General features: G+C 65.1%; 24 protein-coding genes. 10 read left to right on the top strand and 14 right to left on the bottom strand.

The genetic code is table 11. The features are described 5' to 3' along the window. Positions 1 to 72 precede the first annotated feature (72 nt). The gene (locus ACTUWL_RS19615; RefSeq protein WP_021076578.1) at positions 73 to 609 is read left to right on the top strand and encodes a hypothetical protein; all 537 of its coding nucleotides are present in this window, start codon (positions 73 to 75) and stop codon (positions 607 to 609) included. On the opposite strand, the gene ACTUWL_RS19610 is transcribed toward ACTUWL_RS19615, so the two are convergent. Next, entirely contained in the window at positions 590 to 1,375 is a 786-nt protein-coding gene (locus tag ACTUWL_RS19610; protein WP_021076579.1) for an IclR family transcriptional regulator domain-containing protein, read from the bottom strand. The genes ACTUWL_RS19615 and ACTUWL_RS19610 overlap by 20 nt on opposite strands. A gap of 103 nt (positions 1,376 to 1,478) precedes the next feature. Between ACTUWL_RS19610 and ACTUWL_RS19605 the strand changes: the two genes are divergently transcribed. Continuing rightward, positions 1,479 to 2,837, top strand: coding sequence for an aromatic ring-hydroxylating dioxygenase subunit alpha (locus ACTUWL_RS19605; RefSeq protein WP_021076580.1), 1,359 nt, complete (start codon positions 1,479 to 1,481; stop codon positions 2,835 to 2,837). 79 nt (positions 2,838 to 2,916) lie between these two features. Then, a complete protein-coding gene (locus ACTUWL_RS19600; protein WP_021076581.1) occupies positions 2,917 to 4,365 on the top strand; it encodes a glutamine synthetase family protein in 1,449 nt (482 codons plus the stop codon). A gap of 15 nt (positions 4,366 to 4,380) precedes the next feature. Here the strand turns inward: ACTUWL_RS19600 and ACTUWL_RS19595 are convergent, their stop codons facing one another. From ACTUWL_RS19595 to ACTUWL_RS19565, 7 genes are all read right to left on the bottom strand, one after another. Next, the gene (locus tag ACTUWL_RS19595) at positions 4,381 to 5,682 is read right to left on the bottom strand and encodes a lipase family protein (protein ID WP_021076582.1); all 1,302 of its coding nucleotides are present in this window, start codon (positions 5,680 to 5,682) and stop codon (positions 4,381 to 4,383) included. 99 nt (positions 5,683 to 5,781) lie between these two features. Beyond that, positions 5,782 to 6,327 (bottom strand): hypothetical protein, encoded by a 546-nt coding sequence (locus ACTUWL_RS19590; protein ID WP_021076583.1) that lies wholly within the window; start codon positions 6,325 to 6,327, stop codon positions 5,782 to 5,784. 200 nt (positions 6,328 to 6,527) lie between these two features. Next, the gene (locus tag ACTUWL_RS19585) at positions 6,528 to 7,241 is read right to left on the bottom strand and encodes an ABC transporter ATP-binding protein (protein ID WP_021076584.1); all 714 of its coding nucleotides are present in this window, start codon (positions 7,239 to 7,241) and stop codon (positions 6,528 to 6,530) included. Next, positions 7,234 to 8,001, bottom strand: a complete 768-nt coding sequence (locus ACTUWL_RS19580; RefSeq protein WP_021076585.1) for an ABC transporter ATP-binding protein — start codon at positions 7,999 to 8,001, stop codon at positions 7,234 to 7,236. Before ACTUWL_RS19580 ends, ACTUWL_RS19585 begins: the two co-directional genes overlap by 8 nt. Further along, a complete protein-coding gene (locus ACTUWL_RS19575; protein WP_021076586.1) occupies positions 7,994 to 8,941 on the bottom strand; it encodes a branched-chain amino acid ABC transporter permease in 948 nt (315 codons plus the stop codon). The genes ACTUWL_RS19580 and ACTUWL_RS19575 overlap by 8 nt, the downstream gene beginning before the upstream one ends. Continuing rightward, entirely contained in the window at positions 8,938 to 9,855 is a 918-nt protein-coding gene (locus ACTUWL_RS19570) for a branched-chain amino acid ABC transporter permease (protein WP_021076587.1), read from the bottom strand. The genes ACTUWL_RS19575 and ACTUWL_RS19570 overlap by 4 nt, the downstream gene beginning before the upstream one ends. Before the next feature lie 226 nt (positions 9,856 to 10,081). After that, positions 10,082 to 11,254, bottom strand: coding sequence for an ABC transporter substrate-binding protein (locus ACTUWL_RS19565; protein WP_021076588.1), 1,173 nt, complete (start codon positions 11,252 to 11,254; stop codon positions 10,082 to 10,084). Between the two features lie 390 nt (positions 11,255 to 11,644). Here ACTUWL_RS19565 and ACTUWL_RS19560 point away from each other — a divergent pair, with 390 nt between their 5' ends. After that, the gene (locus tag ACTUWL_RS19560; protein WP_021076589.1) at positions 11,645 to 12,193 is read left to right on the top strand and encodes a hypothetical protein; all 549 of its coding nucleotides are present in this window, start codon (positions 11,645 to 11,647) and stop codon (positions 12,191 to 12,193) included. A gap of 201 nt (positions 12,194 to 12,394) precedes the next feature. On the opposite strand, the gene ACTUWL_RS19555 is transcribed toward ACTUWL_RS19560, so the two are convergent. Continuing rightward, positions 12,395 to 13,291: a sigma-70 family RNA polymerase sigma factor gene (locus ACTUWL_RS19555; protein WP_021076590.1), complete on the bottom strand. Its 897-nt coding sequence runs from the start codon at positions 13,289 to 13,291 to the stop codon at positions 12,395 to 12,397. A 34-nt stretch (positions 13,292 to 13,325) separates the two neighbouring features. Beyond that, complete coding sequence (locus ACTUWL_RS19550) at positions 13,326 to 13,634, bottom strand: hypothetical protein (protein ID WP_021076591.1); 309 nt, start codon at positions 13,632 to 13,634, stop codon at positions 13,326 to 13,328. Between the two features lie 175 nt (positions 13,635 to 13,809). On the opposite strand from ACTUWL_RS19550, the gene ACTUWL_RS19545 reads away from it, so the two are divergent. The 3 genes from ACTUWL_RS19545 to ACTUWL_RS19535 all read left to right on the top strand — a co-directional run bounded on the left by ACTUWL_RS19545 (position 13,810) and on the right by ACTUWL_RS19535 (position 18,354). Continuing rightward, complete coding sequence (locus ACTUWL_RS19545) at positions 13,810 to 15,204, top strand: DHA2 family efflux MFS transporter permease subunit (RefSeq protein WP_021076592.1); 1,395 nt, start codon at positions 13,810 to 13,812, stop codon at positions 15,202 to 15,204. A 115-nt stretch (positions 15,205 to 15,319) separates the two neighbouring features. Next, the gene (locus ACTUWL_RS19540) at positions 15,320 to 16,594 is read left to right on the top strand and encodes an NAD(P)/FAD-dependent oxidoreductase (RefSeq protein WP_021076593.1); all 1,275 of its coding nucleotides are present in this window, start codon (positions 15,320 to 15,322) and stop codon (positions 16,592 to 16,594) included. A 95-nt stretch (positions 16,595 to 16,689) separates the two neighbouring features. After that, the gene (locus ACTUWL_RS19535) at positions 16,690 to 18,354 is read left to right on the top strand and encodes a tannase/feruloyl esterase family alpha/beta hydrolase (protein WP_021076594.1); all 1,665 of its coding nucleotides are present in this window, start codon (positions 16,690 to 16,692) and stop codon (positions 18,352 to 18,354) included. A gap of 12 nt (positions 18,355 to 18,366) precedes the next feature. Here ACTUWL_RS19535 and ACTUWL_RS19530 read toward each other — a convergent pair whose 3' ends face one another. The 3 genes from ACTUWL_RS19530 to ACTUWL_RS19520 are packed head-to-tail and all read right to left on the bottom strand — an operon-like array spanning position 18,367 to position 21,067. After that, positions 18,367 to 18,576 (bottom strand): helix-turn-helix domain-containing protein, encoded by a 210-nt coding sequence (locus ACTUWL_RS19530; RefSeq protein WP_021076595.1) that lies wholly within the window; start codon positions 18,574 to 18,576, stop codon positions 18,367 to 18,369. A gap of 26 nt (positions 18,577 to 18,602) precedes the next feature. Next, on the bottom strand, positions 18,603 to 19,829 hold the full coding sequence (locus ACTUWL_RS19525; RefSeq protein WP_021076596.1) for an ABC transporter substrate-binding protein: 1,227 nt from the start codon (positions 19,827 to 19,829) through the stop codon (positions 18,603 to 18,605). 35 nt (positions 19,830 to 19,864) lie between these two features. After that, the gene (locus ACTUWL_RS19520; RefSeq protein ID WP_021076597.1) at positions 19,865 to 21,067 is read right to left on the bottom strand and encodes a cytochrome P450; all 1,203 of its coding nucleotides are present in this window, start codon (positions 21,065 to 21,067) and stop codon (positions 19,865 to 19,867) included. 82 nt (positions 21,068 to 21,149) lie between these two features. Here ACTUWL_RS19520 and ACTUWL_RS19515 point away from each other — a divergent pair, with 82 nt between their 5' ends. Continuing rightward, positions 21,150 to 21,674 (top strand): MarR family winged helix-turn-helix transcriptional regulator, encoded by a 525-nt coding sequence (locus ACTUWL_RS19515; protein WP_021076598.1) that lies wholly within the window; start codon positions 21,150 to 21,152, stop codon positions 21,672 to 21,674. Positions 21,675 to 22,000: 326 nt separating this feature from the next. Here ACTUWL_RS19515 and ACTUWL_RS19510 read toward each other — a convergent pair whose 3' ends face one another. Next, a complete protein-coding gene (locus tag ACTUWL_RS19510) occupies positions 22,001 to 23,857 on the bottom strand; it encodes a feruloyl-CoA synthase (RefSeq protein ID WP_021076599.1) in 1,857 nt (618 codons plus the stop codon). Between the two features lie 155 nt (positions 23,858 to 24,012). On the opposite strand from ACTUWL_RS19510, the gene ACTUWL_RS19505 reads away from it, so the two are divergent. Both ACTUWL_RS19505 and atzF read left to right on the top strand, forming a co-directional pair. Further along, complete coding sequence (locus ACTUWL_RS19505) at positions 24,013 to 24,537, top strand: MarR family winged helix-turn-helix transcriptional regulator (protein WP_021076600.1); 525 nt, start codon at positions 24,013 to 24,015, stop codon at positions 24,535 to 24,537. Positions 24,538 to 24,822: 285 nt separating this feature from the next. Beyond that, complete coding sequence (gene atzF, locus ACTUWL_RS19500; RefSeq protein WP_448214180.1) at positions 24,823 to 26,562, top strand: allophanate hydrolase; 1,740 nt, start codon at positions 24,823 to 24,825, stop codon at positions 26,560 to 26,562. Positions 26,563 to 26,572 lie beyond the last annotated feature (10 nt).

Raw genomic sequence — 26,572 nt, 5'->3', positions numbered from 1 at the left:
TCAAACGCCGGATGCGCAGCAGCAAGTACAGCCTTAGTTGCTCCGCGAGCGCCTTTCAGCCAATAATTGCACATGAAGTTGCTGTTCTTCCACGGCTCACCCGGCAAGCTCACCGTCGCCAAGGCGCTGCTCCGGATGATGCCGGGACGGCTGATGGACAACCACGCGGCGATTGATTTCGCGCGTACAATCTTCGACTTTGGCGCCCCGGGATTTTGGGAGCTGGTCCATCAGATCAGGTATTCGGCGCTCGACGCCGCGGCCGAACACAGCATCCCCCTGCTGGTCACGACGTTCTGCTACGCCGAGCCTGAGGATCGCGAGCAGTTCGGCAAGTTTGAGGAGATCGTACACCGGCACGGCGGTGAACTGCTCCCGGTGTTCCTTCATTGCTCAAGGCAAGAGGCGCTGCGCAGGGTCGACAATCCCGATCGGATTGAAAGGCGCAAGATCACGTCAGGCGAGAACCTGATCAGATTTCTCGACAGTTACGACTTCACGGCCGTGCCGCGTGCCGATTGCCTCACGCTCGACACAGGGACGGCTTCTGCGGAAGTGACCGCCCGGAACATCATCCGCCATTTCTCGCTCACAGCAGCATCGGCTTGACGGAAGTTGCCGCCTCGCGCAACTGCGGCAGAAAACTTCCGATCATCTGAGCCGCCGGCACGCGATCGACATGCGCGCCCATGTTGATGGCGGCGACGATGGTGCCGTCGTAGCGGCGCACCGGCACCGAGATCGAGCGGAAATGCGGCTCGGCCTCGCGGTCGACCAGCGAGTAGCCCTGCGCGCGGTCGGCGATGATCGTCGCGAGCAGTTTTTTCGGATCGGTGACGGTCTGCGGCGTCACGGCATCGCGGCGCATCGCCTTCAGCCGCGCCGCAAGCTCGGCATCATCGAGCCGGCCGAGCATGGCGCGGCCGACCGAGGTGCAGAACGCCGGCAGCCGGTAGCCGATGTCGAGACCGGCGGAGAACACCCGCGTCGGGCTGGAGCGCGCCACGAACACGACGTCGTCGCCGTCGAGCAGCGCGAGCGAAGCAATCTCCTGCGCTGCGGAGGCGATTCGGTCGAGCACCGGCTGCAGCACCGTCACCACCTGGTTGGATTGCAGGAACGAGCCCGCCAAGGTCAGCACATGCGGGGTCAGCGTGAACAGCTTGCCGTCGGTGGTGACAAAACCGCCATGCGCCAAGGTGAACAGGATGCGGCGCGCGGTGGCGCGCGGCAGATCGGCGGCACGCGCGAGGTCGCTCAGCGTCGCCGGACCGGTGACGGTGCCGAACACCTGCAGCAGGCGAAGCCCGCGATCCAGCGCCTCGACGAAGTCGGTGGCGCGCTCGTCCTGGTCGGTCCGCTTCAGCTTGGGCATGATTTGAATGGTTCAAAAATTGGGCTTGCTGTCGGAACCAGACATGGCATAATTCGCACATTCGTTCAATAGGCGAACAAATCCAAATCCGGGAGACGCCGCCATGATGAGCCAGGAAGCGAACGATCTGATCACCCGCACCGGGGCTAAGGAGCCCTGCGGAAAGCTGATGCGGATGTACTGGCAGCCGGCGGCGCTGGTCGACGAACTGGACGGCCCGCGCCCGGTACGGCCGGTGCGCCTGCTCGGCGAAAACCTGGTGCTGTTTCGCGGCGAGGACGGCAGCTACGGGCTGATCGATCGCCACTGCGCGCATCGCGGCGCCGACCTCGCCTTCGGCCGGCTCGAGAATGGCGGGCTGCGCTGCGCCTTCCACGGCTGGCTGTTCGACACGTCGGGCCAGTGCATCGAGACGCCGGCCGAGCCCGCCGGTTCGAAGCTCTGCAAGGGCATCAAGCAGCGCTCCTATCCCGTGGTCGAGAAGAGCGGCATCCTGTGGGCGTATCTCGGCGAAGGCGAACCGCCGGCCTTCCCCGAGCTCGACTGCTTCGTTGCCCCCGGCACGCATACGTTTGCGTTCAAGGGCCACATGAACTGCAACTGGCTGCAGGCGCTCGAGGTCGGCATCGATCCGGCGCACGCCTCCTTCCTGCATCGCTTCTTCGAGGACGAGGACACTTCGGCGGCCTATGGCAAGCAATTCCGCGGCGCGTCCGCCGGCTCCGACATGCCGATGACCAAAATCCTGCGCGAATATGACCGCCCGATCATCAATGTCGAGCACACCGAATACGGCCTGCGCCTGATCGCGCTGCGCGAGCTCGACAACGAGCGCACCCATGTACGGGTGACAAATCAGCTATTCCCGCACGGCTTCGTGATTCCGATGTCGACCGAGATGACCATCACGCAATGGCACGTGCCGGTCGACGACGAGAACTGCTACTGGTATGCGATCTTCACCAGCTACGCCGCGCCGGTCGACAAGCAGAAGATGCGCGACCAGCGGCTCGAGCTCTATACGCTGCCCGACTACAAGTCGCGCAAGAACCGCAGCAACGACTACGGGTTCGATCCGCACGAGCAGGCGAGCGCGACCTATACCGGCATGGGCAGCGACATCAACGTCCACGACCAGTGGGCCGTGGAATCGATGGGCGCGATCCAGGACCGCACCAACGAGCATCTCGGCCAGAGCGACAAGGCGATCGTGCAGTATCGCCGCCTGCTGCGGCAAGAGATCGAGAAGGTCGGCGGCGGCGAGAAACCGATGCTGTTCCTCGACGAGGCCTCCGCGCGCAGCATCCAGGGCCCGGCGACGATGGACGGCATCGGGCCGACGCTGGGCTGGGAGCTCTACTGGATGGAGGTCGACGTCAAGCGCCGCCGCGGCGCGCCGTGGGCCGCCCCCGTGCCGCGCGAGATCGCCGGCAAGGTGCAGCATCTGACGGCGGCGGAGTGATGATGGCTCCGGTGACGCCGCACTGTATCCTTCACCTCACCCCGCCTGCGGGGAGAGGAAGAAGCAAAGGAGTGACACCTTGAGCTTCGTCGAGCGTCACGGCCTGTGGTCGGACGAGCAGAAGGAGGCCGCGCACCGCCTCCGCCGCATCGTCGAGGAGAGGAACCTCGAGGTCATCAGGCTGTCGTTCCCCGACCAGCACGGCATCCTGCGCGGCAAGACGCTGATCGCCAGCGAAGCCGTGCGCTCGCTCGAGGGCGGCTGCTCGATCACCACGACGATGCTCGCCAAAGACACCTCGCACAAGACGGTGTTTCCCGTCTTCACCGCCGGCGGCGGCTTCGGCATGAAGGAAATGGAAGGCGCAGCCGACGTGCTGATGGTCGCCGACCCCACCACGTTCCGCGTGCTGCCCTGGGCCGAGAATACCGGCTGGGTGCTGTGCGATCTCTATTTCAGCGACGGCCGCCCGGTGCCGTTCGCGACCCGCAACCTCTATCGCAAGGTGCTCGATCAGCTCGGACACCGCGGCTACGATTTCGTCGCCGGCCTCGAGGTCGAGTTTCATCTGTTCAAGCTCGACGACACGCACATGGCGCCGGAGGATGCCGGCCAGCCCGGACGGCCGCCGTCGGTCAGCCTGCTATCGCACGGCTATCAGTATCTCACCGAGCAGCGCTACGATCAGATGGAGCCGGCGCTCGAGATCATCCGCCGCGACATCCTCGCGCTCGGGCTGCCGCTGCGCACGGTCGAGGTCGAGTTCGGCCCGAGCCAGTGCGAATTCACCTTCGCGCCCACTGTGGGCCTTGCCCCTGCCGACACCATGGTGCTGTTCCGTTCGGCGGTGAAGCAGATCGCGCGCCGCCACGGCTATCACGCGACCTTCATGTGCCGGCCGAAGCTGCCGAACATTTTTGCCAGCGGCTGGCATCTGCACCAGTCGCTGGTGTCGCGCACCGGTGGCGAGAACGCCTTCATGGCCAAGGAAACTGGAAAGGAGACCGGCGAGCCCTTGAGCCCGCTCGGCCGCGCCTGGCTCGCTGGCCTGCTCGAGCACGCGCGGGCCTCGACCGTGTTCACGACGCCGACCATCAACGGCTACAAGCGCTACCGCTCCTACTCGCTGGCACCGGACCGCGCGATCTGGGGCCGCGACAACCGCGGCGTCATGATCCGCGTGCTCGGCGGAGCGAATGATCCGGCGACACGGCTGGAGAACCGGATCGGCGAGCCCGCCGCCAACCCCTATCTCTACATGGCCTCGCAAATTCTCTCCGGCCTCGACGGCGTCGACCGCAAGCTCGATCCCGGTCCATCCGCCGACACGCCCTACGAGACCAAGGCCGCGCTGCTGCCGAAGTCGCTGCGCGAAGCGGTGTTCGCGCTCAACGACGATCCGTTCTTCCGCGGCGCGTTGGGGCCGGAGTTCGTGGACTATTACGTCTTCATCAAGAACGCCGAGATCGAGCGCTTCCAGGCCGAGGTATCGGACTGGGAGCACCGCGAATATTTCGAGATGTTTTGAGGTTAAGCTATCCGCTTACTCCGCTCTTTGTAGAGGTTCGAAGGCAACAGCGCCTCCAACCTGGGCGAAGACTTCACGAGAATTCGCGCGCTGAAGGGCTTGTGTCCACTGCCTTCCGAGCGAGCTCGATCCGGCAAGCTGGCTTCCGCCGCGCAGCTTCTTGCGCACTGCCGCCAGCAGCGTCTGGCGCTGCGAAACGCTGGAAACCAGCACTTCGTCCTGGTCAGTGGCCGGAGCACGATATCTGATGTCCCTGCAGCCCCCTGGCGGTGCTTCATAGGCAAGCTGCGTTTCGCCATTGTAGGACAGCTGCACCAGCTGGGTGGACATGCCAGTCATGCCATGAAGCTGAATCGGGCTACCGGGTGGCAGTGCGTCGACCTTGACGGTTCGGACATACGGATTGCACTTCGACTTTGCGGACGGATATTGCTGGGCCGCACTGCGTACATAGGACAGGACTTCGCCTTCCTGGTAGATCCTGTCGATTGTCAGGCCGTCAGCATTCGATTCCCGCAGTGACTGGTCGACCAGATGCGCTCCGGTGACCGGGGAAGGATCGAACGCGAAGACCTTCGATATTCGCGGCCCCTTCAACTTGGTGGCCAGAGCGGCGAGCTGCGCGAGGCCGCCGCCAAGAGAGTGCCCAGTCGAAACGATCTGCGGCTTGACGGCGGCTCGCTTGTAGCAATCGAGATTCTGGACCGACTTGATGATGGCGTCCACATTGCGGCGCAGCTGATGATAGTAGTCATCATAGGGAGAACCGAACCGGTCCGCGTTGGAGAGCCAATCGCCAAGCGACGTTCCAACCGTTCCGCGAAATGCAATGCTGACTTCGCTGCAGGCCCCGCTGGCGACCTTTGCCGAGCGCGCGCGAGCCCAGACCTGGAAAGCCGGGCCGCCACTGAAACTCCAGCCTCGGTTGTTGTAAGCGGCGAGGCAGTCAGCGTCAGTCGGATCGATGCAGGTGAGATAGCTGTCACTTCCGAACTGATATCGCCACCGCTTGAAGGCTTCCCGCGCCCGCGGCTTCACTTTTTCATCCGGGAATATCGTCTGAACGGCGTAGTTCACATCCGCGCCGTAGCCATCGGCATCCTGCGTTGCGCGCCGGGCATTGAACTCGTCGAGAGGCAGGTAGGCCGCAGACGCTTGGATCGCATAGGGAGCGTAGTATCTTGCGTAGTTATAGACGAATGAAGCTTGAATATAGCGTCCGTCGGACTGGGCCGTCGCAGGACCAACATTCGCCGCTACCAGGGGTATCGCGATTGCGACGAGCTTCAATATCGACCAAACCGGGTTGGATCGCATGGCGGCTTCCTCCGGAAAATAAATTGGCAATCTATGCGTGTATCAAAGCACAGCAACCAGCGGCTGACAATATGCCCCGTGAATCAAGCAGGAGCGACGCTACCCGCGCGGCGGGGGTGCAACTCGCCTCGAGATCAGTTGAACGCCAATGACAGCGATCGCATAGATGCCGAAAATGCCCAGAGCTATCGGTGCGCCGTCGGCGATCCGCCACGCCAGTCGTACGGTATCGTGGGCGACGACGCCGATATTTCCGCCATAGATCATGCAGGGACCGACACCGCCCTCATTGGGATTGCAGTTCGGATTGACCAGGGATCCGATCGATAGCATCGGCCCGAAATAGGGTACGAAGGCGCAGACCAGGCTGATGGCAAGCCCCAGCAACAATCGGCTCGAGAGACGCATCCAGCCTTTCCAGATCAGGAAAAACCCCAACGTCAGCCAAATCGCCGCCAAGCCATCGCTGAACCGGAGGCCTACAAAGGACCCGGCCTCCAGTGCGCTGCGGATAATCTCGCCGGCCGAACTCGGCCCGATCTCGCACGTCACGTTGCTGCCCGCCTGACAGCCCTTCAGCTTTGCGACAGCCGAGGTTGCGAGGACGACGATTTCTGGAAGGAACGTGAGAGCAATGAGCAGCAACAGCGCCCATCTCCAGAATGATACATGCGAGTATGATCTTGATTCAGAATTCATGGCACGGCTGCGCTGGATCGAACGGCGCGAGCGCACAATCGCTCACTACCCGTGATTTAGTCACTGTACAGTCAATATGAGTGGTCCGCTACCGGAAGTGGCAGTCAACCGCCGTTTGACAACCAAGACGTGGAGGAGGCTCTGCTTCAAATCCCGAGATACTTGTGCTGCAGGTCCGGCTCGGCGAGCAGCTGCTCGCTGGTGCCGCTCCACACCGTCTTGCCGCGCTCGATGATGTAGTGGCGGTCGGCGATGCGGGCGAGGTTGCCGACGTTCTTGTCGATCACCAGCACCGATTGGCCGCGCCCCTTCAGCATCGACAGGCAGCTCCAGATCTCGTCGCGGATCAGGGGTGCTAGGCCCTCGGTCGCTTCGTCGAGGATCAGCAGCCGCGGATTGGTCATCAGTGCGCGGCCGATCGCGAGCATCTGCTGCTCGCCGCCGGACAGCGTGACGCCCATATTGCTGGTGCGCTCGGCGAGCCGCGGAAACAGCGCATGGATCTTGTCGATGGTCCAGGGATCGGAGGCACCGAGGCGATTGCCTGAGGCGGCGACGAGATTCTCGCGCACCGTCAGGTTCGGGAAGATCTGACGGCCTTCCGGCACCAGGCCGATGCCAAGTTTTGCAATTTTGTAGGACGGCAGGCCGCGCACCGCCTCGCCGGCGAAGCGGATGGCGCCTGATCGCGCTGGCGTCAGGCCCATGATCGAGCGGATGGTCGTGGTCTTGCCCATGCCGTTGCGTCCCATCAGGGCAACCATCTCGCCGACCTTGATCTGCAACGACATGCCGAACAGCACCTGGCTCAGCCCGTAGCAGGTCTCGATCCCATCGACGTCGAGCAAAGTGTCAGACATGGCGCGTCACCGCATGCTGCTCGCCGAGATAGGCGCGCTTGACCTCTTCGTGCTTGCGGATCGCGTCCGGCACGTCGCAGGCGATGACGCGGCCATAGACCAGCACCGTGATGCGGTCGGCCAGCGCGAACACCGCCTCCATGTCGTGCTCGACCAGCACGATGGTGACTTCCTTGCGCAGCTCCTTGAGCAGCGCGACCATCCGCGCCGACTCGGTGACGCCGAGCCCGGCCATCGGCTCGTCCAGCAGCAGAAGCTGCGGCTTGGTGGCAAGCGCAACCGCAAGCTCCAGCTCGCGCTGCTCGCCATGGCTCAATTGCGAGACCACGATATCGGCGCGCTTGCCGAGGCCGACCCGCTCCAGCGCGGCGCGCGCGGCCTCGCGCAGACGCGTCTCCTTGCGCGCATTGCCCCAGAAGCGGAACGAGTGGCCGTCATGCGCCTGCGCCGCCAGCGCGACATTGTCGATCGCCGAGAAGTCCTTGAGCAGCGAGGTGATCTGGAACGAGCGCGCCAGCCCGAGCCTCGAGCGCTTGTAGGACGGCAAGCCCGTGACGTCGCGGCCGGCGAAGCGGATGGTGCCGGAATTCGGCATCACCTGGCCTGTCAACTGGCTGATCAGCGTGGTCTTGCCGGCGCCGTTGGGGCCGATGATGGCGTGCAGCTCGCCCGGCACCACCTCCATCGAAAGGTTGTCGGTCGCGGTGATGCCGCCATAGCGGCGCACCAGATTGTCGACACGCAACAAGGGTTCAGCCACGGCGCATCCTCCCGAGCAGCCCCATGATGCCGCCGCGCGCGAACAGCACGATCAACAGCAGCACCGGGCCGAGGATCAGGCCCGAGAATTCGGTAAACTGCGACAGCAGTTCCTCCAGCAGCAGATAGACGATCGCGCCGACCACGGGGCCGAACAGCGTGCCCATGCCGCCCAGGATCACCATCACCATCAGGTCGCCGGAACGCGTCCAGTACATCACGGCCGGGCTGACGAAATCGGTATTGTTGGCGAGCAGTGCGCCGGCAAGCCCGCAGATCGTACCTGATATCACGAAGCAGACCAGCCGATAGCGGTTGGCATGGAAGCCGATCGCCTGCATGCGCTGCTCGTTGGAGCGGACGCCCTGCACCACGAGCCCGAAGCGCGAATTGACGATGCGCCAGATCAGATAGAGGCCGCCGAACAGGCAGGCCAGGCACAGATAATAGAACTGGTTGCGATCCGACAGGTTGATCAGGCCGGCGAAGTCGCTGCGCTTGTAGACGGTGAGCCCGTCGTCGCCGCCGTAACGCGACAGGCCGGAGGCGATGTAATAGGCCATCTGCGCGAAGGCCAGCGTGATCATGATGAAATAGACGCCGCGGGTGCGCAGGCTGAGCGCGCCGATCACCAGCGCGAACAGCGCCGAGACGACGAGCGCCACCGGCCACTGGATGAAACCGGAGCCGATGCCCTCGGCGGCGAGGATGCCGACGGCATAGCCACCGATGCCGAGATAGGCGGCGTGGCCGAAGCTCATCATGCCGCCATAGCCCATGATCAGATTGAGGCTCGCCGCGGCCAGCGCGAAGATCACGATGCGGGTGAACAGCGTGAGGATGAAGATGTTGCCGGTGACGGCCGAATAGGCCGGCAGCAGGAGCAGGGCGGCGCACAGCAGCGCCGCGACCGCATTGGAGGCGTTGAGCTTGGGCATCATCGTTTGGCCGCCGGGAACAGCCCCTCGGGCCGCAATACGAGGATGATGGCCATCAGGAGGTAGATCAGCATCGAGGACAGCGCCGGCGCCGCGGTCGAAGCGGCCGCCCCGCTCAGGACCTTGCGCAGCAGGTCGGGCAGGAAGGCGCGTCCCATCGTGTCGATGATGCCGACGAAGAGCGCGGCCATGAACGCACCGCGGATCGAGCCGATGCCGCCGATCACGATGATGACGAAGGCGAGGATCAGGATGTTCTCGCCCATGCCGATCTGCACGGTGAGGATCGGCGCCTGCATCAGCCCGGCGAGGCCGGCGAGCGCGGCCCCCAGGCCGAACACCAGCGTGAACAGCAGCTTGATGTTGATGCCGAGCGCCCCGATCATCTCGCGATTGGAAGCACCGGCGCGGATCAGCATGCCAACGCGGGTGCGCATCACGACGAGATAGAGCAAGGCCGCAACCGCCAGCGCGACCACGATGATCATCAGCCGGTAGGCCGGGTAATACACCCCGGGAACGATCTGCACCGGCACGGTGAGCCAGGCCGGCAGTGGCAGCGCGAGGCCGGCCGGGCCCCAGATCAGCCGCACGGCATCGTTGAAGAACAGGATCAGGCCGAACGTCGCCAGCACCTGGTCGAGATGGTCGCGGCCATAGAGATGCCTGAGCGCGACGTATTCCAGCGCGACGCCGAGCAGCAGCGTGGCGCCGAGCGCCAGCAGCGCACCGAGCACGAAGCTGCCGGTCCAGGCCACGAAGGTCGCCGCGAAATAGGCGCCCATCATGTAGAGCGAGCCATGCGCCAGGTTGACGAAGTCCATGATGCCGAACACCAGCGTGAGGCCGGCCGCCAGCAGGAAGAGCAGCAGGCCGAATTGCAGGCCATTCAGCAGTTGTTCGACGACGAGATACATCGTGAGGCTACGTCACCTTGAGCGAAGCGGGTTGGGGTGTCCGCGCATTGCACGCTGCGCGTTCTCCCTCGCCCCGCTCTTGCGGGGAGAGGGTTGGGGTGAGGGGCTGTCTCCAGGATCGAGCTCTTGGAAACGGCCCCTCACCCAATCGCTTCGCGATTGACCTCTCCCCGCAAGAGCGGGGCGAGGTGAAGAAGCAAGCCGCGCGCCAAAAGGCGCCCGACAATCACTTCATCGAGCACTTGTCGTGGAATTTGTCCTGGTCGTCCTTGACGATGGTCGCGACCGTCTTCAACGAAAGCTGGCCGTCGGCATCCTTGACCACGTCCTGCAGATAGAAATTCTGGATCGGGATGTGGTTGTTGCCGTATTTGAACGGGCCGCGCAGCGACTTGAAGTTGGCCTTCTCCATCTCGGCCTTCATCGCGTCCTTCTTGGTGAGATCACCCTTCACCGCGACGACGGCGCTGTTGATCAGCTGGGCGGCGTCATAGGCCTGGGCGCCGTAATAGGTCGGGCGCAGGCCGGGATACTTCTTGCGATAGTCCTCGACGAACTTCTTGTTCTCGGCGTTCGGCAGGTCGTTGACCCATTCCTGCGCGCCGGGGATGCCGATCGCATTGTCCTTCTGCAGCGGCAGCGACAATTCGTCGATGGTGAAGGCGGTGTAGAGCGGGATCTGCGCCTTGATGCCGGCCTGTGCATACTGGTTCAGGAACTGGACGCCGGCCGCGCCCGGATAGAACACGAAGATCGACTCGGCCTTGGAGTTGCGCGCCTTGGTCAGCTCGGCGGAGAAGTCGAGCTGGCTCGGCCACACCGTGTATTCCTCGCCGACCACCTCGCCCTTGAAGGTGCTCTTCACGCCCGCGAGCATGTCCTTGCCGGCAGCGTAGTTCGGGCCGATCAGGAACACCGACTTGACGCCCTTCTGGTTCATGTAGAGGCCCATCGCGGCGGGCGTCTGGTCGTTCTGCCAGGAGGTCGAGAACACGTAAGGCGAGCACAGCTCACCGGCGAGCTGCGACGGGCCGGCATTGGCGGAGATCAGGAAGGTTTTCGAATCGACTGCGGTCTTCAGCGAGGCCAGCAGCACGTTCGACCAGATGTAGCCGACGATGAAGTCGACCTTGTCGGACTGCACCAGCTTCTCGGTCTTCTGCTTGCCCACATCAGGCTTCTGCTGGTCGTCCTCGTAGATCACCTCGACCGGCTTGCCGTCGATCTTGCGGCCGAGATGGTCGAGCGCGAGCTCGAACGAATTGCGCATGTCGTTGCCGATCACGGCGGTCGGACCGCTGAAGGTCGAGACGAAGCCGATCTTGACGCTGTCAGCCGCCGTCGCCGGCTGCGCCAGCGCCAGAGCCATGGCGCCTGCCAGCCAAAATGCCTTTTTCATATTCACTCCCCTCCTCAACCAAAGATTCCGCCGGGCCCGATCGAGGCCGGCGGTCACGCGTTGCGCGCGTCGTTCTGTGACGTGTTTTGTGCGCGATATCGCAAGTGTGCAGCAAGCATGAACCGACGGCCCTCGATTAGAACCTTCGGCGCATACCCCAGCACCTTGCATCATAATTCGTCCAAATCGACCGTGGCAAGAAATATAATGCCGGTTGCGTAGGCAACGATTGTCGCAGGCCCGCGCTTCCTCCCGACGGCCCCGGCGCACAGTGCAGCAGGCTTTAGTGATCCGGTAAAGGACGCGGAAACCACAGGCCGGCAAGCATTCGCAGGCTTCATGGTCCGGAAAGCATCGCCGGGCGACGCTGCCGCCAAAGGGGTGCGTCACATGCTGAATTACATCTTCGGCTTCAATGCCCGAATGGGCCGGCTGGCTTTCTTCTTCTGCAGCTTCGTGACCGGCTTCGGCTTCTTGATGCTGGTCTACGGCATCACCGGCAATGCACCGGCGAGCGGCAGGACGGACGTGCTGCTGGCGCAGGCCGCGAACAGCCCCGCCTTGATCTTTTCCTTCTATGGCATGCTCCTGATCTGCTTCATGCTGCAATCGATGCGCGTGCGTGACATCGGATGGGATCCGGTCTGCGTGATGGCGGCATGGATCGCTCTCATGGTGCTCGACCGGGCCATTGCCGGACGATTTCCCGAATATGCGCTGACCTATCATCACACCGCAACGGTGGTCGGCACGATCGCCAACGGCGTGATGAATCTGGTGCTGACGTTCTGGCCGGGCAGCGGCCGTTTCGATGAAGCCTCGCCATCGCCGCGCGAGAGCGGCGGCGACGGCATGTTTGAACGAAACAGCGCACCGGCCGTCGGCGGCAGCCGCGTGGCGCGGATTGCCAGCGGCGAATTCGGCGGCAAGACGCGGTAGCGGCGCTCTCTTCTCACCGTCGTCCCGGCGAAGGCCGGGACCCATAACCACTGCCTTGCGTTGTCGCAGCAAGCTGGGGCCCCAGCATCGCAAACCAATTGCCATTCGTGGTTATGTGTCCCGGATCGCGCTTCGCTTGTCCGGGACGACACTGAGTTTGTGGCGCGGTCACTGCCTTGCGGCGGCTGAGCCGCGGCGCGCTCACCCCTCGTCCACCGCCCATTCGGCGCCGTCGATCGCATAGGATGCGTGGCGGAAATCCCTGATGATCGCAACCTTGTCGGCGGACCAGTCGAGCAGCATGAACGATCGCGGCGGCGCATCCAGCGCGTCCGGCTCGAACACCAGGATCGCGGGACGGCCCTCGACCTGTCCGGTCTTGAGGTGCCAGTCATCGATCTTGGCATAGTTGCCGAAATAGCGTGATACCTCGGCCTTGCCGTTCAGCCGCGTCCGGTTGACTAGCTCGAGCCTGATGTCATCGGCGATCATGGCGCGGATGGCGTCGAAGTCGCGGGCGTTGAAGCGGCTGACATAGGCGTTCAGCCTGGTGCGTTCGCCAGGCGACAGGCCCGGCCGCGGCGCATCGTCGGGCTCGCGGGCGAACGCGCGCAGTTGCGTGCGTCCACGGTGCAGCGCCGCCTTCACCGCCGGCAGGCTGAAATCCATGATGCCGCAGACCTCCTGCAAGGAACAGCCGAGCACATCCATCAGGATCACGCTGGAGCGCTGCGCCACCGGCAGCCGCATGAAGGTGCGCAGGCTGGCCGCCGCGATCTCGCGGCGGCCGACATCGTCGAGCTCTCCGGCCATCATGTCCACCTCCTCCGAAGAGTGGAGCGCGTCCTGGCGGTTGCGCCGCCTGAGGAAATCCAGCGCCGTGTTGTGCGCGATCCGGAACAGCCAGGCTTGAGGGTTCTGGATCGGCGCTGCGGACGCGAAGCCCTCCATCGCCTTGATCAGCGCATCCTGCAGCACATCCTCGCCGTCGATGACGGATCCGACCATGCGGGCACAGTAGCGATGCAGCCTCGGCCGCATCGCTGCCAGCAGCGCGTCGACCTCGGTCGGGGCCGGCGCCTGGGGTGGTGACGTCATGACGGCTCCGCGGATCTGTTCATGGCCCATCGGTTCACGGCTCGTCCAGCATACGATAATTGCCGACAATCACGGCACTGCGAACCAGCGGCGGCTCGGCGCAACGGTCGCGGATGCCGTCCTGGAAGGCCTGGAACGCAGCCAGCTTCGGGATCGGGCTCGAGCCGTCGTCGGCCGCAGTCTCGACCATATGGATGAAGGTGTCGTCCTCCAGCCGCAGCGTCATGTAGCGCACGTCGTCCGGGCCGGCCGCCTTCAGCTCGGCGAACACAGCCGCAACCAGCGCGGCATTCTTCTCCGCCAGCTCCGGCTTGGTCTTGTACCTGATCAGGGTCCGTCGCATCGCAGCCTCCTTGGTTTGCGGCCCGAACCGGCCGCGTCAGACCCAAGGACGTTTGCGGACCGCCAAAGGATGCGGCCCGGCAAAAATAATTGTTGGCCGCATCCTTTGCCCATCCCGGTTCGTCCTTGCCGGCGAAGCGCGCCGCGGCCCTGCGGTACGCCAACGGAGAACCACCATGCAGACCCCTGAACAGCGCTGGGCGCTCGGCCTCACCGCGCTGGCATCCTTCATGATGGCGCTGGACGCCATGATCATGACCACCGCCTTCGCCACCATCCGTGCGGATTTCGGCAGCGCCGTGGAGACGCTGCAATGGACCGTCAATGCCTTCAACCTGACCTTCGCGGTGCTGCTGCTGACCGGTGCCGCGCTCGGCGACCGTTTCGGGCGGCGCCGGATGTTCGCCGCCGGAATTGGCCTGTTCGTCGCGGCCTCAGTTGCGTGTGCACTGGCCGGCAACGCCGCCTCGCTGGTTGCCGCTCGCGCCCTGCAGGGCGCCGGTGCGGCGCTGGTGATGCCGCTGGCGATGGCGATCCTGAGCGGCGCGTTCGGCCGCGAGGAGCGCGCCCGCGCGCTCGGCATCTTCAGCGGCATCACCGGATGCGCGCTGATCATCGGTCCTGCGATCGGCGGCTTCATCACCGAGCATCTCGGCTGGCGCTGGATCTTCTGGATCAATTTGCCGATCGGCCTTGCCGCTATTGCACTCGTGATCGCGCGGCTGCGTGAGAGCTTCGGACCGTCAGCGCCGCTCGACATCCCCGGACTGACGCTGGTCGCACTCGCGGCGCTGGCTTTGGTCTGGGGCCTGCTGCGTGGCAACAGCGTCGGATGGGCCAGCGCGGAAGTGGCGGGCGCCCTGATCGCCGGCGTCGCGTTGGCCGTGATGTTCGTGCTGTGGGAGCTGCGCGCGACGAGCCCGATGGTGCCGATGCGGCTGTTCGCGGCAAGGCCATTCGCGTCCGGCATGGCGGCGAGCGTGCTGTTCTATGCCGCGATGTACGGCGTGCTGTTCCTGCTGCCGCAGTTCCTGCAGGTCGTGCTCGGCTTCGATGCCTTCGGCGCCGGGCTGCGTCTGTTGCCGTGGACGACTACGCTGTTCGTCACGGCGCCGATCGCCGGCGCCGTGGTCAACCGGTTCGGCGAGCGCACGCTCGTGGTCACCGGCCTCTTGATGCAGGCGATCGGGCTCGGCTGGATCAGCGAGATCGTGAGCCCCTCTGTGCCCTACTCCGCGCTGATCGCGCCGCTGGTGCTCGCCGGCGTCGGTGTGTCGATGGCGATGCCGGCCGCGCAGAACGCGGTGCTGGGCGCCGTTGCGGTCAGCGAGATGGGCAAGGCATCGGGCATCTTCAACATGGGCCGCTTCCTTGGCGGCATGTTCGGCATCGCGGCGATGGTGGCGAGCTTCGTCGCGAACGGCGCGGGAGATTCATCCGGACATTTCAGCAATGGATTCGCTGCGGCGATGAGCCTTGCGGCAATGCTGTCATTCGCCGGCGCGATCGCGGGAATGTTCCTGCCGATGCGACGTCAGGTCATCGCCGCGGCCGCGCCGCAGGATGCGTGAGACCTGCCGCGATTGGGTTTCGCTATCGGGCGATCAAGCAATTCGTATTGGAATGGAGCTGCGAATGATTACATAATCAAGCGACGAAGCCGTTCGAAACCGAGGGCGACATCAGATGACGCAAGCACCGGCCAAACCTCATCGCGTGGTGATCGTCGGCGCCGGCTTCGGCGGACTGGAAGCCGCCTTCGGTCTTGCGGGCGCGCCGGTCGAAATCACGCTGATCGACCGCCGCAACCACCATCTGTTCCAGCCGCTGCTCTACCAGGTCGCGACCGCTTCGCTCGCGACCAGCGAGATCGCCTGGCCGATCCGCTATCTGCTGCGCGATCGCCCCGAAGTGAGGACGCTGTTCGCCAATGTCTGCGGCGTCGACGCGGCCGCGAAACAAGTGCAGCTCGACGACGGCGGCAGCATTCCCTATGACACGCTGATCCTCGCTACAGGCGCGCGGCATGCCTATTTCGGCCATGACGAATGGGAGCCATTCGCGCCCGGCCTGAAGACGCTGGAGGACGCCACCACGCTCAGGCGGCGCATCCTGGTCGCGTTCGAGCGCGCCGAGCGCGAGACCGATCCGGACGCGCGCGCCGCGCTGCTGACCTTTGTCGTGGTCGGCGCCGGCCCGACCGGTGTCGAGATGGCCGGCACCATCGCCGACCTCGCCAAGGACACGCTGCCGCGCGACTTCCGCCACATCGACACCCGCATGGCGCGCGTGGTGCTGATCGAGGCCGGACCGCGTGTGCTGGCCGGCTTCCCCGACGATCTCTCCGCCTATGCTCAGCGCGCGCTGGAGAGCCTCGGCGTCGAGGTGGTGCTCGGCGAAGCGGTCACCGAATGCGCGGCCGACGGCGTGATCTATGGCGGCAACAAGCTCGCGGCACGCACCATCGTGTGGGCCGCCGGCGTCCGCGCCTCGCGCGCCGCCGAATGGCTGAACGCGCCCGCGGACCGCGCGCACCGGCTCCAGGTCGAGCCTGATCTCACCGTGCCGGGTCATCCCGACATCTTCGCCGTCGGCGACACCGTCACCATCAAGGGACCGGACGGCAATCCGGTGCCCGGCATCGCGCCGGCCGCCAAGCAGGAAGGACGCTACGCCGCCGCCCTGATCAAGGCGCGGCTCAAGGGCGAGACCTTGCCGCCGTTCCAGTACAAGCACGCCGGCAGCCTCGCGCAGATCGGCAAGCGGCTGGCGGTGATCGATTTCGGCAAGTTCAAGCTGCGCGGCGCGCTCGCGTGGTGGATCTGGGGCATCGCCCACATCTACTTCCTGATCGGCCTGCGCAACCGCCTCAGCGTCGCGCTGAGCTGGCTCTGGGTCCACGCCCGCAACCAGCGCGCCGCACGACTGATCACGCAGGGCAGCAGCAAGGTCGCGCAGTAGACGTGCTCCGCTCGCGCAATGCTCGGCGCGGCTTGTGCGCCAGGGCCGCGCATGAAATACTTGCCGCAGCAACAATAATGCCCTGGGAGGAAACGATGCGGATCGATGCGCGCGTATGGGCGCTTGCGGCTTCGCTGGTCACGCTGACGTCATGCGGCTCAGTCGCGTCCGCGGCGCAGATGACCGGCGATCCCGCGGCGACCTGCAGCAGCCTTGCCGGTCCAGCCGACGGTGCCGTCAGGATCGACACCGCCACGCTGCAGGCGCCGACACAGCTCTCGGTCTCCGACAAGGCGCCGACACCGGCCGGCCGCATCGTCCCGGCCAATCCCGCCTTCTGCAAGCTGCTCGGGCATATTGATTCTGTCGATCCCAAGGCCCCGCCGATCAAATTCGAGGTGAATCTGCCCGTCGAGTGGAACGGCCGCGCGCTGCAATATGGCGGCGGCGGCTTCAACGGCGTGCTGATATCGGGCCTCGGCCTGCCGCCAGCCTATCCGTTCGACAAGGCATCGCCGCTGGCGCTCGGCTTCGTCACGGCCGGCACCGACTCCGGCCACGAGCAGAAGCCCGGCGAGCCGCCGCAGCTGTTCGCGCTCAACGACGAGGCGTTCGAGAATTTCTCGCACAAGGCCTACAAGAAGGTGCGCGACGCCGCGCGGGCGCTGACGGTGCGCGCCTACGGCAAGCCGCCGGCGAAGACGTATTTCATGGGATCGTCCGAGGGCGGGCGCGAGGCGCTGACCATGGCGCAGCGTTACCCGGACGATTTCGACGGCATCTTCGCGCGCGTGCCCGTGATCAACTGGGTCGGACTGCAACATGCCGGCACCCGCTCCGGCCTCGTGACGATGGGCGACGGCTGGATCCGGCCGGCGCAGGTCAAGCTCGTGGCCGAGGCGGTGCTCAAGGCCTGCGACAAACAGGACGGCTCGGACGACGCCTTGGTGCAGGATCCCGTCGGCTGCAAGGCCGCGTTCAAGCCGGCCACGCTGGCCTGCACTGCGGGCCAGAGCGGCGACGACTGCCTGACCGAGAAGCAAATCGCCGCGATCGAGACGCTGCATTCGCCGTACAAATTCCCGTTTCCGCTCGCCAACGGCCTCGACGACTATCCGGGCTGGGGCGTGTCGGGCGAGGACACGCCGGCGTTCGGCCCGACCGGCGGCTGGAAGGCCTGGTGGCTCGGCACCACTGCGCCGGCGCAGCCGCCCGCTCCGACCAACGGCATCGCCTGGATCTACGGTGCCGGCGGCATTCAATATGTCTTCGCACGCGATCCGAAACTCGACGTCACGACCTATCGCCCCGAAGATCACAAGGCACGCGTGCTTGAAGTGTCCGCGCTGATGGATTCCACCGATCCGGATCTCAGCCGCTTCCATGCGCGTGGCGGCAAGCTCGTGATTCTCGAACACATGGCCGACTACGCGCAAAGCCCCTATGCCGGCATCCGCTACTTCGAGACTATCGAGAAGACGCTCGGCAAGGACAAGGTCGCGGAATTCGCCAGGCTCTACACTGCCCCCGGCGTCGACCATGTCGGCTCCGGCGCGCCCGCCAATATCGACATGCTGGCCGTGCTGGTCGACTGGGTCGAGAACGGCAAAGCGCCCGGCGATCTCGAGGTGCGCGAGCAGACAACGGAAGCGCCCGCCTTCGACACCCTCCGCTCGCTGCCCTTGTGCCGCTGGCCGGCATGGCCGCATTACAAGACGGGACCGGTTACTGAAGCGGCGAGTTTCGTCTGCGCGCCATGACGGGAGGCCGCGTCACCCCATCACCTGATGCGGTGAGCGGCCGAACGCGGCCTTCAAGGCGCGGCTGAAATGCGAGACATCGCTGAAGCCGAAGCTCGGCGCGACATCGGTGACGCCGCCGAACCGCCGTTCGGCCAGCGCCTGATAGGCGCCGGCGAGGCGCTGCTGCCACAGCCAGCGGATCGGCGTCGAGCCTTCGCGCGCGAACAGGCGGTTCAGCATGCGCGGCGAGACTCGCGGCGAACGTCTCACTTCACCAGCGGGCAGCCGCCATCGGCCAGCGGCCGGAACGCCTGCTCGGCCGGGATGGTCGCGATCAGTCTGTAATAGTCGTAGGGGTATTTCGACTCCTCCGGTTTCTTCACCTCGAACAGATACATCGGGTGGATGACGCGACCGTCCTGGCGGATCGTGGTGTCGCCGAACAATTTGTCCTTGCCCTTGAAGGTCTTCATCTGCGGCACCACGACCTTGGCATCGTCGCTGCCGGTGGCGGCGACCGCATTGAGATACGCTAGCGTCGAAGCATAGACGCCGGCCTGGTTGCCGCTCGGCATCTTGCCGTTCATGCCGGGACGCGCGGCGAAGCGTTTGGCGAATGCGCGGGTGTCGTCGTTCATGTCCCAGTAAAACGCCTCCAGTAGCTGCAGGCCCTGCGCGACCTTCAGACCCATGCCGTGGACGTCGTTCACGAACAGCAGGAACGCCACCATGGTCTGGCCGCCCTGCTGGATGCCGAACTCGGCCGCCTGCTTCACCGCATTGATGGTGTCGCCGCCGGCATTGGCGAGGCCGATTACCTTTGCTTTCGAACCCTGCGCCTGCAACAGGAAGGATGCGAAGTCCGAGGTTCCGAGCGGATGCTTGCTCGATCCCAGCACCTTGCCGCCGTGCTTCTCGATGTAATTCGTCGCCTCGGCCTCAATGCCCTTGCCCAGCGCATAGTCGACCGTGACAAAATACCAGTCCTTGCCGCCACGCTGCATCATCGCGGCCGCCGTGGTGTTGCCGGTTGCCCAGGCGTCGTTGACCCATTGGATGGTGTTGGGTGAGCAGGCCTTGCCGGTGAGATCGGAACTCGCGGTCGACGACGCCAGGAACGTCATCCTGCTGTCGCGCAGGATGGTGTTGATGGCGAGCCCGACGGCCGAGTTCGGCACGTCGACGATGGCATCGACGCCCTCGACATCGAGCCATTTGCGCGCGATCGCGGATCCGACGTCGGCCTTGTTCTGGTGATCGGCATAGACGATCTCGACCTTGATGCCCTTGCCGCCGCCGTTGAAATCCTCCGCCGCCATCCGCGCGGCTTCCACCGAGCCCATGCCGTTGGTGTCCTGGAAGATGCCGGAAATATCGTTCAGCACGCCGACCCGCACGACATTGTCTGATATTTCCGCGCGTGCGCTGCCCGCGGCGCAGGCCAATGCCAGCGTAAATCCAATCCCAAATCGCCCAATCCTAAAGCCCCTCATCCTGTCCCCTCCCTGGCGTTGTTCCGCAGCCGGCATCAGGCCGGCGTGATCTCGACCGGCAGCGTCTCGAGCCCGCGTAGCGTGTTGTTGAACAGGCGCTTCGGCTCGCCCGTGATTTCGATCCTGGCAACACGGCGCGCCAATGCCGCCATCATCACCTCGCCTTCGAGACGGGCGACGAGTTGGCCGACGCACATGTGGATGCCTGAGCCGTAACCGACATGGCCCGAGGTGCGGCGCGTGATGTTGTAACTGTCGGGTTCGTCCCAACGGCGCGGATCACGGTTGGCCGCGGCGAGGAACATCAGCACCTTCTCGCCCTCGGGGATATTGACGCCGCTGAGCTCGATATCCCGGGTGGTGGTGCGGAAGAAGGTCTGGACCGGACTTTCGAACCGCACGGCTTCCTCGAACGCATTGCGCGCCAGCGTTGGATCACCGCGCAGCTTCTCGAACTGGTCGGGAAAGCGCGCCAGACAATAGACGGCGGCGCCGATGCCGTTGACGGTGGTGTCGAGGCCGGCCGACAGCAGCGAGCGCACCAGCAGGGGCGCCTCGGTCGCGGTAATGGCGCCACTATCGACGTGGGCATGGATGCAGGCGCCGATGCCGCCCGGGGTCAGATTGTCGCGCTGGCACTGCTCGGCGACATAGGCCTGATGCGGCGCCGAGCGCTGGATCGCCTCCTCGCGGAGCTGGTTCGGCGGACCGAAGGCGTTGAACACCAGGCTGGCATAAGGCAGCAGATGCTCGCGGCCCTCCGGCTTAAGACCGAGCGCATCCGGGAAGATCGACAACGGATAGGCTTCCGCAAGGTCCGCGATCGCGTCGAACCGGCGCTTCTCCAGCAGCGCATCGACGCGAGCCTCCGCGGCCTCGGCAAATCGCCCACGAAGCTGCTTCATCACGGTCGCAGACAGCACCGAGCTCAGCACATTGCGGGTTCGGGTGTGGGCTGGCGGATCGGCCTCCAGGATCAGGCTCGGCGGCCGCCACGGCTTTTCCTTGGAAAAGTCACTGAGACCGACGCCGCGGCTGGAGCAGAACGTGGCGGGATCGTTCAGGACGGCGTACACCTCCGCGTAGCGCGCCACGCCATAGACATTCCACTTGTCCAGATAAACCACCGGTCCGGCCTCGCGCAGCCGCTGATGGGTCGGGAACGGATCGGCGAAGAAATCGAGCGCGAACGGATCGACGTCCAGATGCGGGACGGACGCATCGTCTGTTGCAGTCATCGGGACCTCCCGAGGTTTGATCTTGTCAACACGGGCCGCATGTCACTTGCTCCCGAGCGGTTTCGCAGCGATGATTTGAGAAATGAGCAGCCAGCCCCTCCCCCGAAAGCCCCGCCGGCCAAGACCGGCCGATCCCGCAGACGCCATCGATGGCCCGCTGCTGGACCTCAATCGCTATGTGCCGGCGTTCATCACTTTCATCGGCAACAAGCTGTCGAACAGCGCCACCGCATTTTACCAGAAGAATTTCGGGGTCAACGTCACCGAGTGGCGGATCATCTCGCAGTTGGCGATCGAGCCGGGGATTCCGGCCTCGCGGATCTGCCAGGTGATCGGCTTCGACAAGGGCCCGGTCAGCCGCAACCTCGCAGCGCTGCAGAAGCGCGGGCTGTTGACCATCCGCACCGCGCCGGACGACGGCCGCACCCATTCGATCACGCTGACCGCGCGCGGCCGCGCCATCCACGACAAGGTGATCGTCGCGGCGCTGGAGCGCGAGCGGCGGCTGCTGTCGTGCCTGAGAAAGGATGAGCGCGAGGTGCTGATCGACCTGCTGCGCCGGCTGCACGAGAATCTCGGCGCCGTGACCGGGCAAAGCACGAGCTGATGGCGCAGCCGGACCACGGCCGGCGCCCTGCGCCACCGCGGTATTCGTCAGCCCTTTCAAACGTGGTGCTCGCGCGCTGCTGCGCAACATGATCCTCCCAAATGCGAGGCCGTTAACCGGCCCTGTCTCTCTGGGTGCGGAAACTCGCACAGCTTAGTTGCTATGGCAACTAAAAACGCGAGCGCATGCGACGTCAGGTCTCATGCCGAGACTTGTAACGTCGCCTTTGGGTCAGGTGAGCACACTGCCCAGGCTCCCTCCCTCCTTGCGGGGGAGGGAACCCTTCCGCTGGTGCCTTCCTTACATCCGCCTTTTCTACCGCAATCTCACCCCGCGCAGCCCACCGGCTCGGACGACCCGTCGTCCTCCAGCACCGCGACCGCCGCAGCGCGGCGCGTCAGCACGGCGCGCTGGTTGATGTAGCCCTTGTCGGTGATCTCGCCGCCGTCGACCGAGGCTGGCTCGGCCAGCAGAAGCGCGCGGGTGGCGTGGCCGGAGGAATGGCCGCCTTGCGCCTTCAGCCGCGCCAGTCCCTGCCCGATCGCGGCGCGAACCGACGGATGGCCGATCGCCTCCCGCGTGTCGGCGCTCTCGGGCAGTCCGGCCAGCGAGCGGCAGGCGGCAAGATTCGGAAACACCAGGAAGCGAACGTGGTCGCGGCCATGGCCGGTGACGACAATGTCCTGCGCGAGCGGCGCCAGCGCCGCGATGCCGGCGACGCGCAGAGTGCCGACGCTGACCCAGGTACCGGAATTGAGCTTGAAATCCTCCGCCACGCGGCCGTCGAAGAACAGGCCGAGATCGGGCCACTCGGGATCGGCGAAGGTGACGGCGTCGCCGATCTTGTAGAATCCCTCATCATCAAAGGCCGCTGCGGTCAGATCGGGCGCCTTCCAATAGCCCGGCGTGACATTGGGGCCGCGCACGCGAACCTCGAGCTTGTCACCCGAGGGCACAAGCTTCAGCTCGGTACCGGGAATCGGCACGCCGATATTGCCGGAGCGCTTGGCGAGGAAGTGGCAGTCGGTCGCCAGTGGCGAGGTCTCGGTCGAACCCCAGGCCGACACCATCGGCAGCCTATGGCCGACCGCCTGCAACGACAGTTCCTCCAGCGCGTCCCACAGATTCTGCGGCAGTGCCGCACCGGCATAGAAGGCGAATTTCGCACCCTCGAAGAACTTGCGGCGCAATTCGTCGTCGGTACGCAGCGCCGCGATCAGCATGTCGAAGCCGCGCGGCACGTTGAAATAGACCGTCGGCACCACGCTGCGCAGGTTGGCGAGCGACGTCGCAAACAGGCCGGGCGCCGGCTTGCCGCCGTCGATATAAAGCGTGCCGCCGTTGCGCAGCACCAGGTTGAAATTGTGGTTGGCGCCGAAGGTGTGGCTCCAGGGCAGCCAATCCAGGATGACGAGTTCGGCGCCCGGCTGCTCCAGGAACGTCCAGGTCTGCGCCTTGGCTTGCTGGCTCGAGGTCAGCATGCGCTGGGTGTTGATCACGGCCTTCGGCGTGCCGGTCGAGCCTGAAGTGAACAGGAACTTTGCGATCGTGTCCGGCGTCACTGCGGCAAAGGCTTTAGCCACATCCGGCGACTCCGGCGTCGCCGCGATGGCTGGGAATGCCAGCGCGTCGGCGTCCTCGGGATTGCCGCTGACGATGACGGCGCGATGCAGCGGCTTGATCGCGGCAAGCGCCGCGGCGAACGGCTTTGTGCTCGCGACATAGATCGCACCGGGATCGAGCAGCTCGATCGTGCTCTTCAGCTTGTCGAAATCCCGGGACATCAATGAATAGGCCGGCGAGATCGCCGCCGATGGCACGCCGACATGCTGGGCGGAGAGCGCAAACAATGCGTGATCGATGCCGTTGTCGGAGAGGATGACCAGCGGCCGTTCCGCGCTCAGCCCCTGTGACAGGACCCATGATGCGGCCTGACGCACGATGCCGAGCGCATCGCGATAGCTGACGGTGCTCCAGGGCGTTTCGACGCTGGCGCGTTCGCCGAGGAAGATGCGATCCGGCGCCTGCCGTGCCCAGTGCTCCAGCCAGTCGCCGATGCAGCGGGCGCTTTCCTGCAAGGGCGTCGTAGATCGAACCAGGATGCTGCCGTCGCCACGTCGATCCGCCACGATGGCAGGCGTCGCGAACAGGCTGTTCGGATTGTCTCCGCTGACGGCCGTCATGGTTTCCTCCTCGCCCGTGTCTTGTCGGGATCGCGCCGCAACAACGTGCTGCGCCGCGCCCCCGCCGGGCTCTTTGGCGATAATGTTGCGGACATCAATTGTTGTCGTCAACAACAATCTTTCCCTCTCGCCTCAAGCACGCTAGCCTTGCGGCCATGGCAAGCCCGCAAAAGACATCGCGCAAGGCCGCAGGAACGAGAGCGGCAATCCGTCGCGCGCGCCCGGCGAGTGGCCGGGCGCACAGTGGCGACGCCGGCGATGATATCGGCCTCGACGCGCTGGTCGGCCACGCCGGCTATGCGGTGCGTCGCTTCCAGCTCTGGATCTTCCAGGACTTCATCAAGACACTGGCAACGGTCGATATCCGTCCGACCCAATACTCGGTCATGACCGTGATCGGGGCCAATCCAGGCCTGAGCCAGATGGCGGTCGCCAAGCGGCTCGGGATCGAGCGCGCGCGGCTGGTGCATCTGCTCGACAGCCTGGAAGAGCGCGACTTCGTCAGCCGCATCCCTTCCACCATCGACCGCCGTTCCCATGCGCTGCATTTGACCACGCGCGGCAAGGCGGCGCTGGCGCAGTTCAAGCGGCTCGCCGCCGAACACGAGCGGCATGTCGCCGAGAAGATCGGCAAGGCAAACCGCGAGCAATTGCTACGGATCCTTGCTTGCTTCACCTGATCCATCGATCGGATTTCTGCTCAGCCACGCCTGCCTGAAAAATAGGCGAATGCGCTTTCAAGCAAGCTCGCCTCAGCGCGCGGTGGCCATTCCAAGCAGCTGATATTGTGTAATAATCTGTCGCGCATCTGGCGCAGGTTAATTGTACACAATGGCACATTGCTTGCTTCGATCAGGCGGCAATTCCTTCGCGGCGACCTTCCGAAGGCCACCGCTCCCAAAGACGAGGCCAACCACGTGACTGAAACTGTCGCCGCGATCGTTGCCGCACACCGCACCAGGACCATGACGCCGGCGCAAACCGTGGCGCGCAGCTACCAGCGCATCCGCGAACACAACGATCCCGCCATCTTCATCAGCCTGCGCGACGAGCAGGAGGCACTCGCCGAGGCCGCGCAGCTCGCCGATCCGACGCTGCCGCTCTATGGCGTGCCGGTCGCCGTGAAGGACAATATCGACGTCGCGGGCTTGCCGACCACCGCCGCCTGCCCGGCCTTCGCGTACACGCCAGCGCACGACGCGACCGCAGTCGCAAGACTGCGCGCGGCAGGCGCCATCATCATCGGCAAGACCAACCTCGACCAGTTCGCCACCGGCCTGGTCGGCGTGCGCTCGCCCTACGGCATTCCCAAAAATCCAGTTCGCGACGATCTCGTGCCGGGTGGATCGAGCTCGGGCTCCGCGGTCGCGGTATCCGCGGGCCTGGTGCCGCTGTCGCTCGGCACCGACACCGCGGGCAGCGGCCGGGTGCCGGCCATGCTCAACAACGTCGTCGGGCTCAAGCCGAGCCTCGGGCTGATCCCGAATACCGGGCTGGTGCCGGCCTGCCGCACGCTCGACTGCATCTCGGTGTTCTCGCTCACCGTCGACGACGCGCTGGCCGCGCTTGCCGTGATGGCAGGTCCCGACGACGCTGATCCGTTCTCGCGCGACCGGCCGCTGGCCGCCCTCGCAGCGTTTCCCTCCAGGCTGAAGCTCGGCATTCCCAAGTCGGGTCAGTTGATCTTCTTCGGTGATCGCGAGGCCGAGACGGCCTATGGCAAGGCATTGCAGCGCTGGCAGGTGCTTGGCGCCGATCTCGTCGAATTCGACCTCGAGCCGTTCTACGAGACCGCGCGGCTGCTCTACGAGGGCCCGTGGGTCGCCGAGCGCTATCTCGTGATCCGCGACCTCCTGGCATCGTCACCCGACGCGATCCATCCCGTGACGCGCGAGATCACCATCGGCGGCGCGCGGCCGACCGCGGCCGATACTTTCTCCGCGCTCTATCGCCTGCAAGCGCTGCGCCGCGTTGCCGAGCGCAGCTTCGCGCAACTCGACGCGATCGTGCTGCCGACGGCGCCGACGGTCTATTCCACCGCCGACGTGCTGGCCAAGCCGATCGAGCTCAACTCGCGGCTCGGCACCTACACCAATTTCGTCAACCTGCTAGATCTCTGCGGCCTGGCGCTGCCGGCGGCGATACGGCCCGACGGTGCGCCATTCGGCATCACGCTGCTGGCACCTGCCGGCCGCGACGCCGAGCTTGCCGGCATCGGCCGGGTATTCCATGCCGACACCGGACTTGGCCTTGGCGCAAAATCGCTGCCGCAGCCCGCGCTCGCTCAAGTGCCGGCGCAAGCGACATCCAACGAGATCACCATCGCGGTGGTCGGCGCGCATCTCTCCGGCATGGCGCTGAACCACGAATTGACCGCGCTCGATGCGCGCCTGCTGGAGGAGACCGCCACCGCAACGGACTACAAGCTCTATGCGCTCGACACCACGCCGCCGAAGCCCGGCATGCTGCGCATCGAGACGGGTGCGGGTCATGCGATCAAGCTCGAGCTCTGGGCGATGTCACCTGCCGCGTTCGGAAGATTCGTTGCCGCGATCCCGCCGCCGCTGTCGATCGGCACGATCCGGCTTGCCGACGGGCGGCAGGCCAAAGGCTTCATCGTCGAGCCGGCCGCGATTCATGGCGCGAAAGATATTTCGGCCTTTGGCGGCTGGCGGGCGTTCATGGCGGAGAAGGCGAAAGGTTAGCCGCCCCTTC

The sequence above is a fragment of the Bradyrhizobium sp. WCU1 genome (assembly GCF_053474805.1).
Note: the sequence above shows the minus strand (reverse complement) of the source record. Positions and strands in the feature narration are given on the sequence as shown.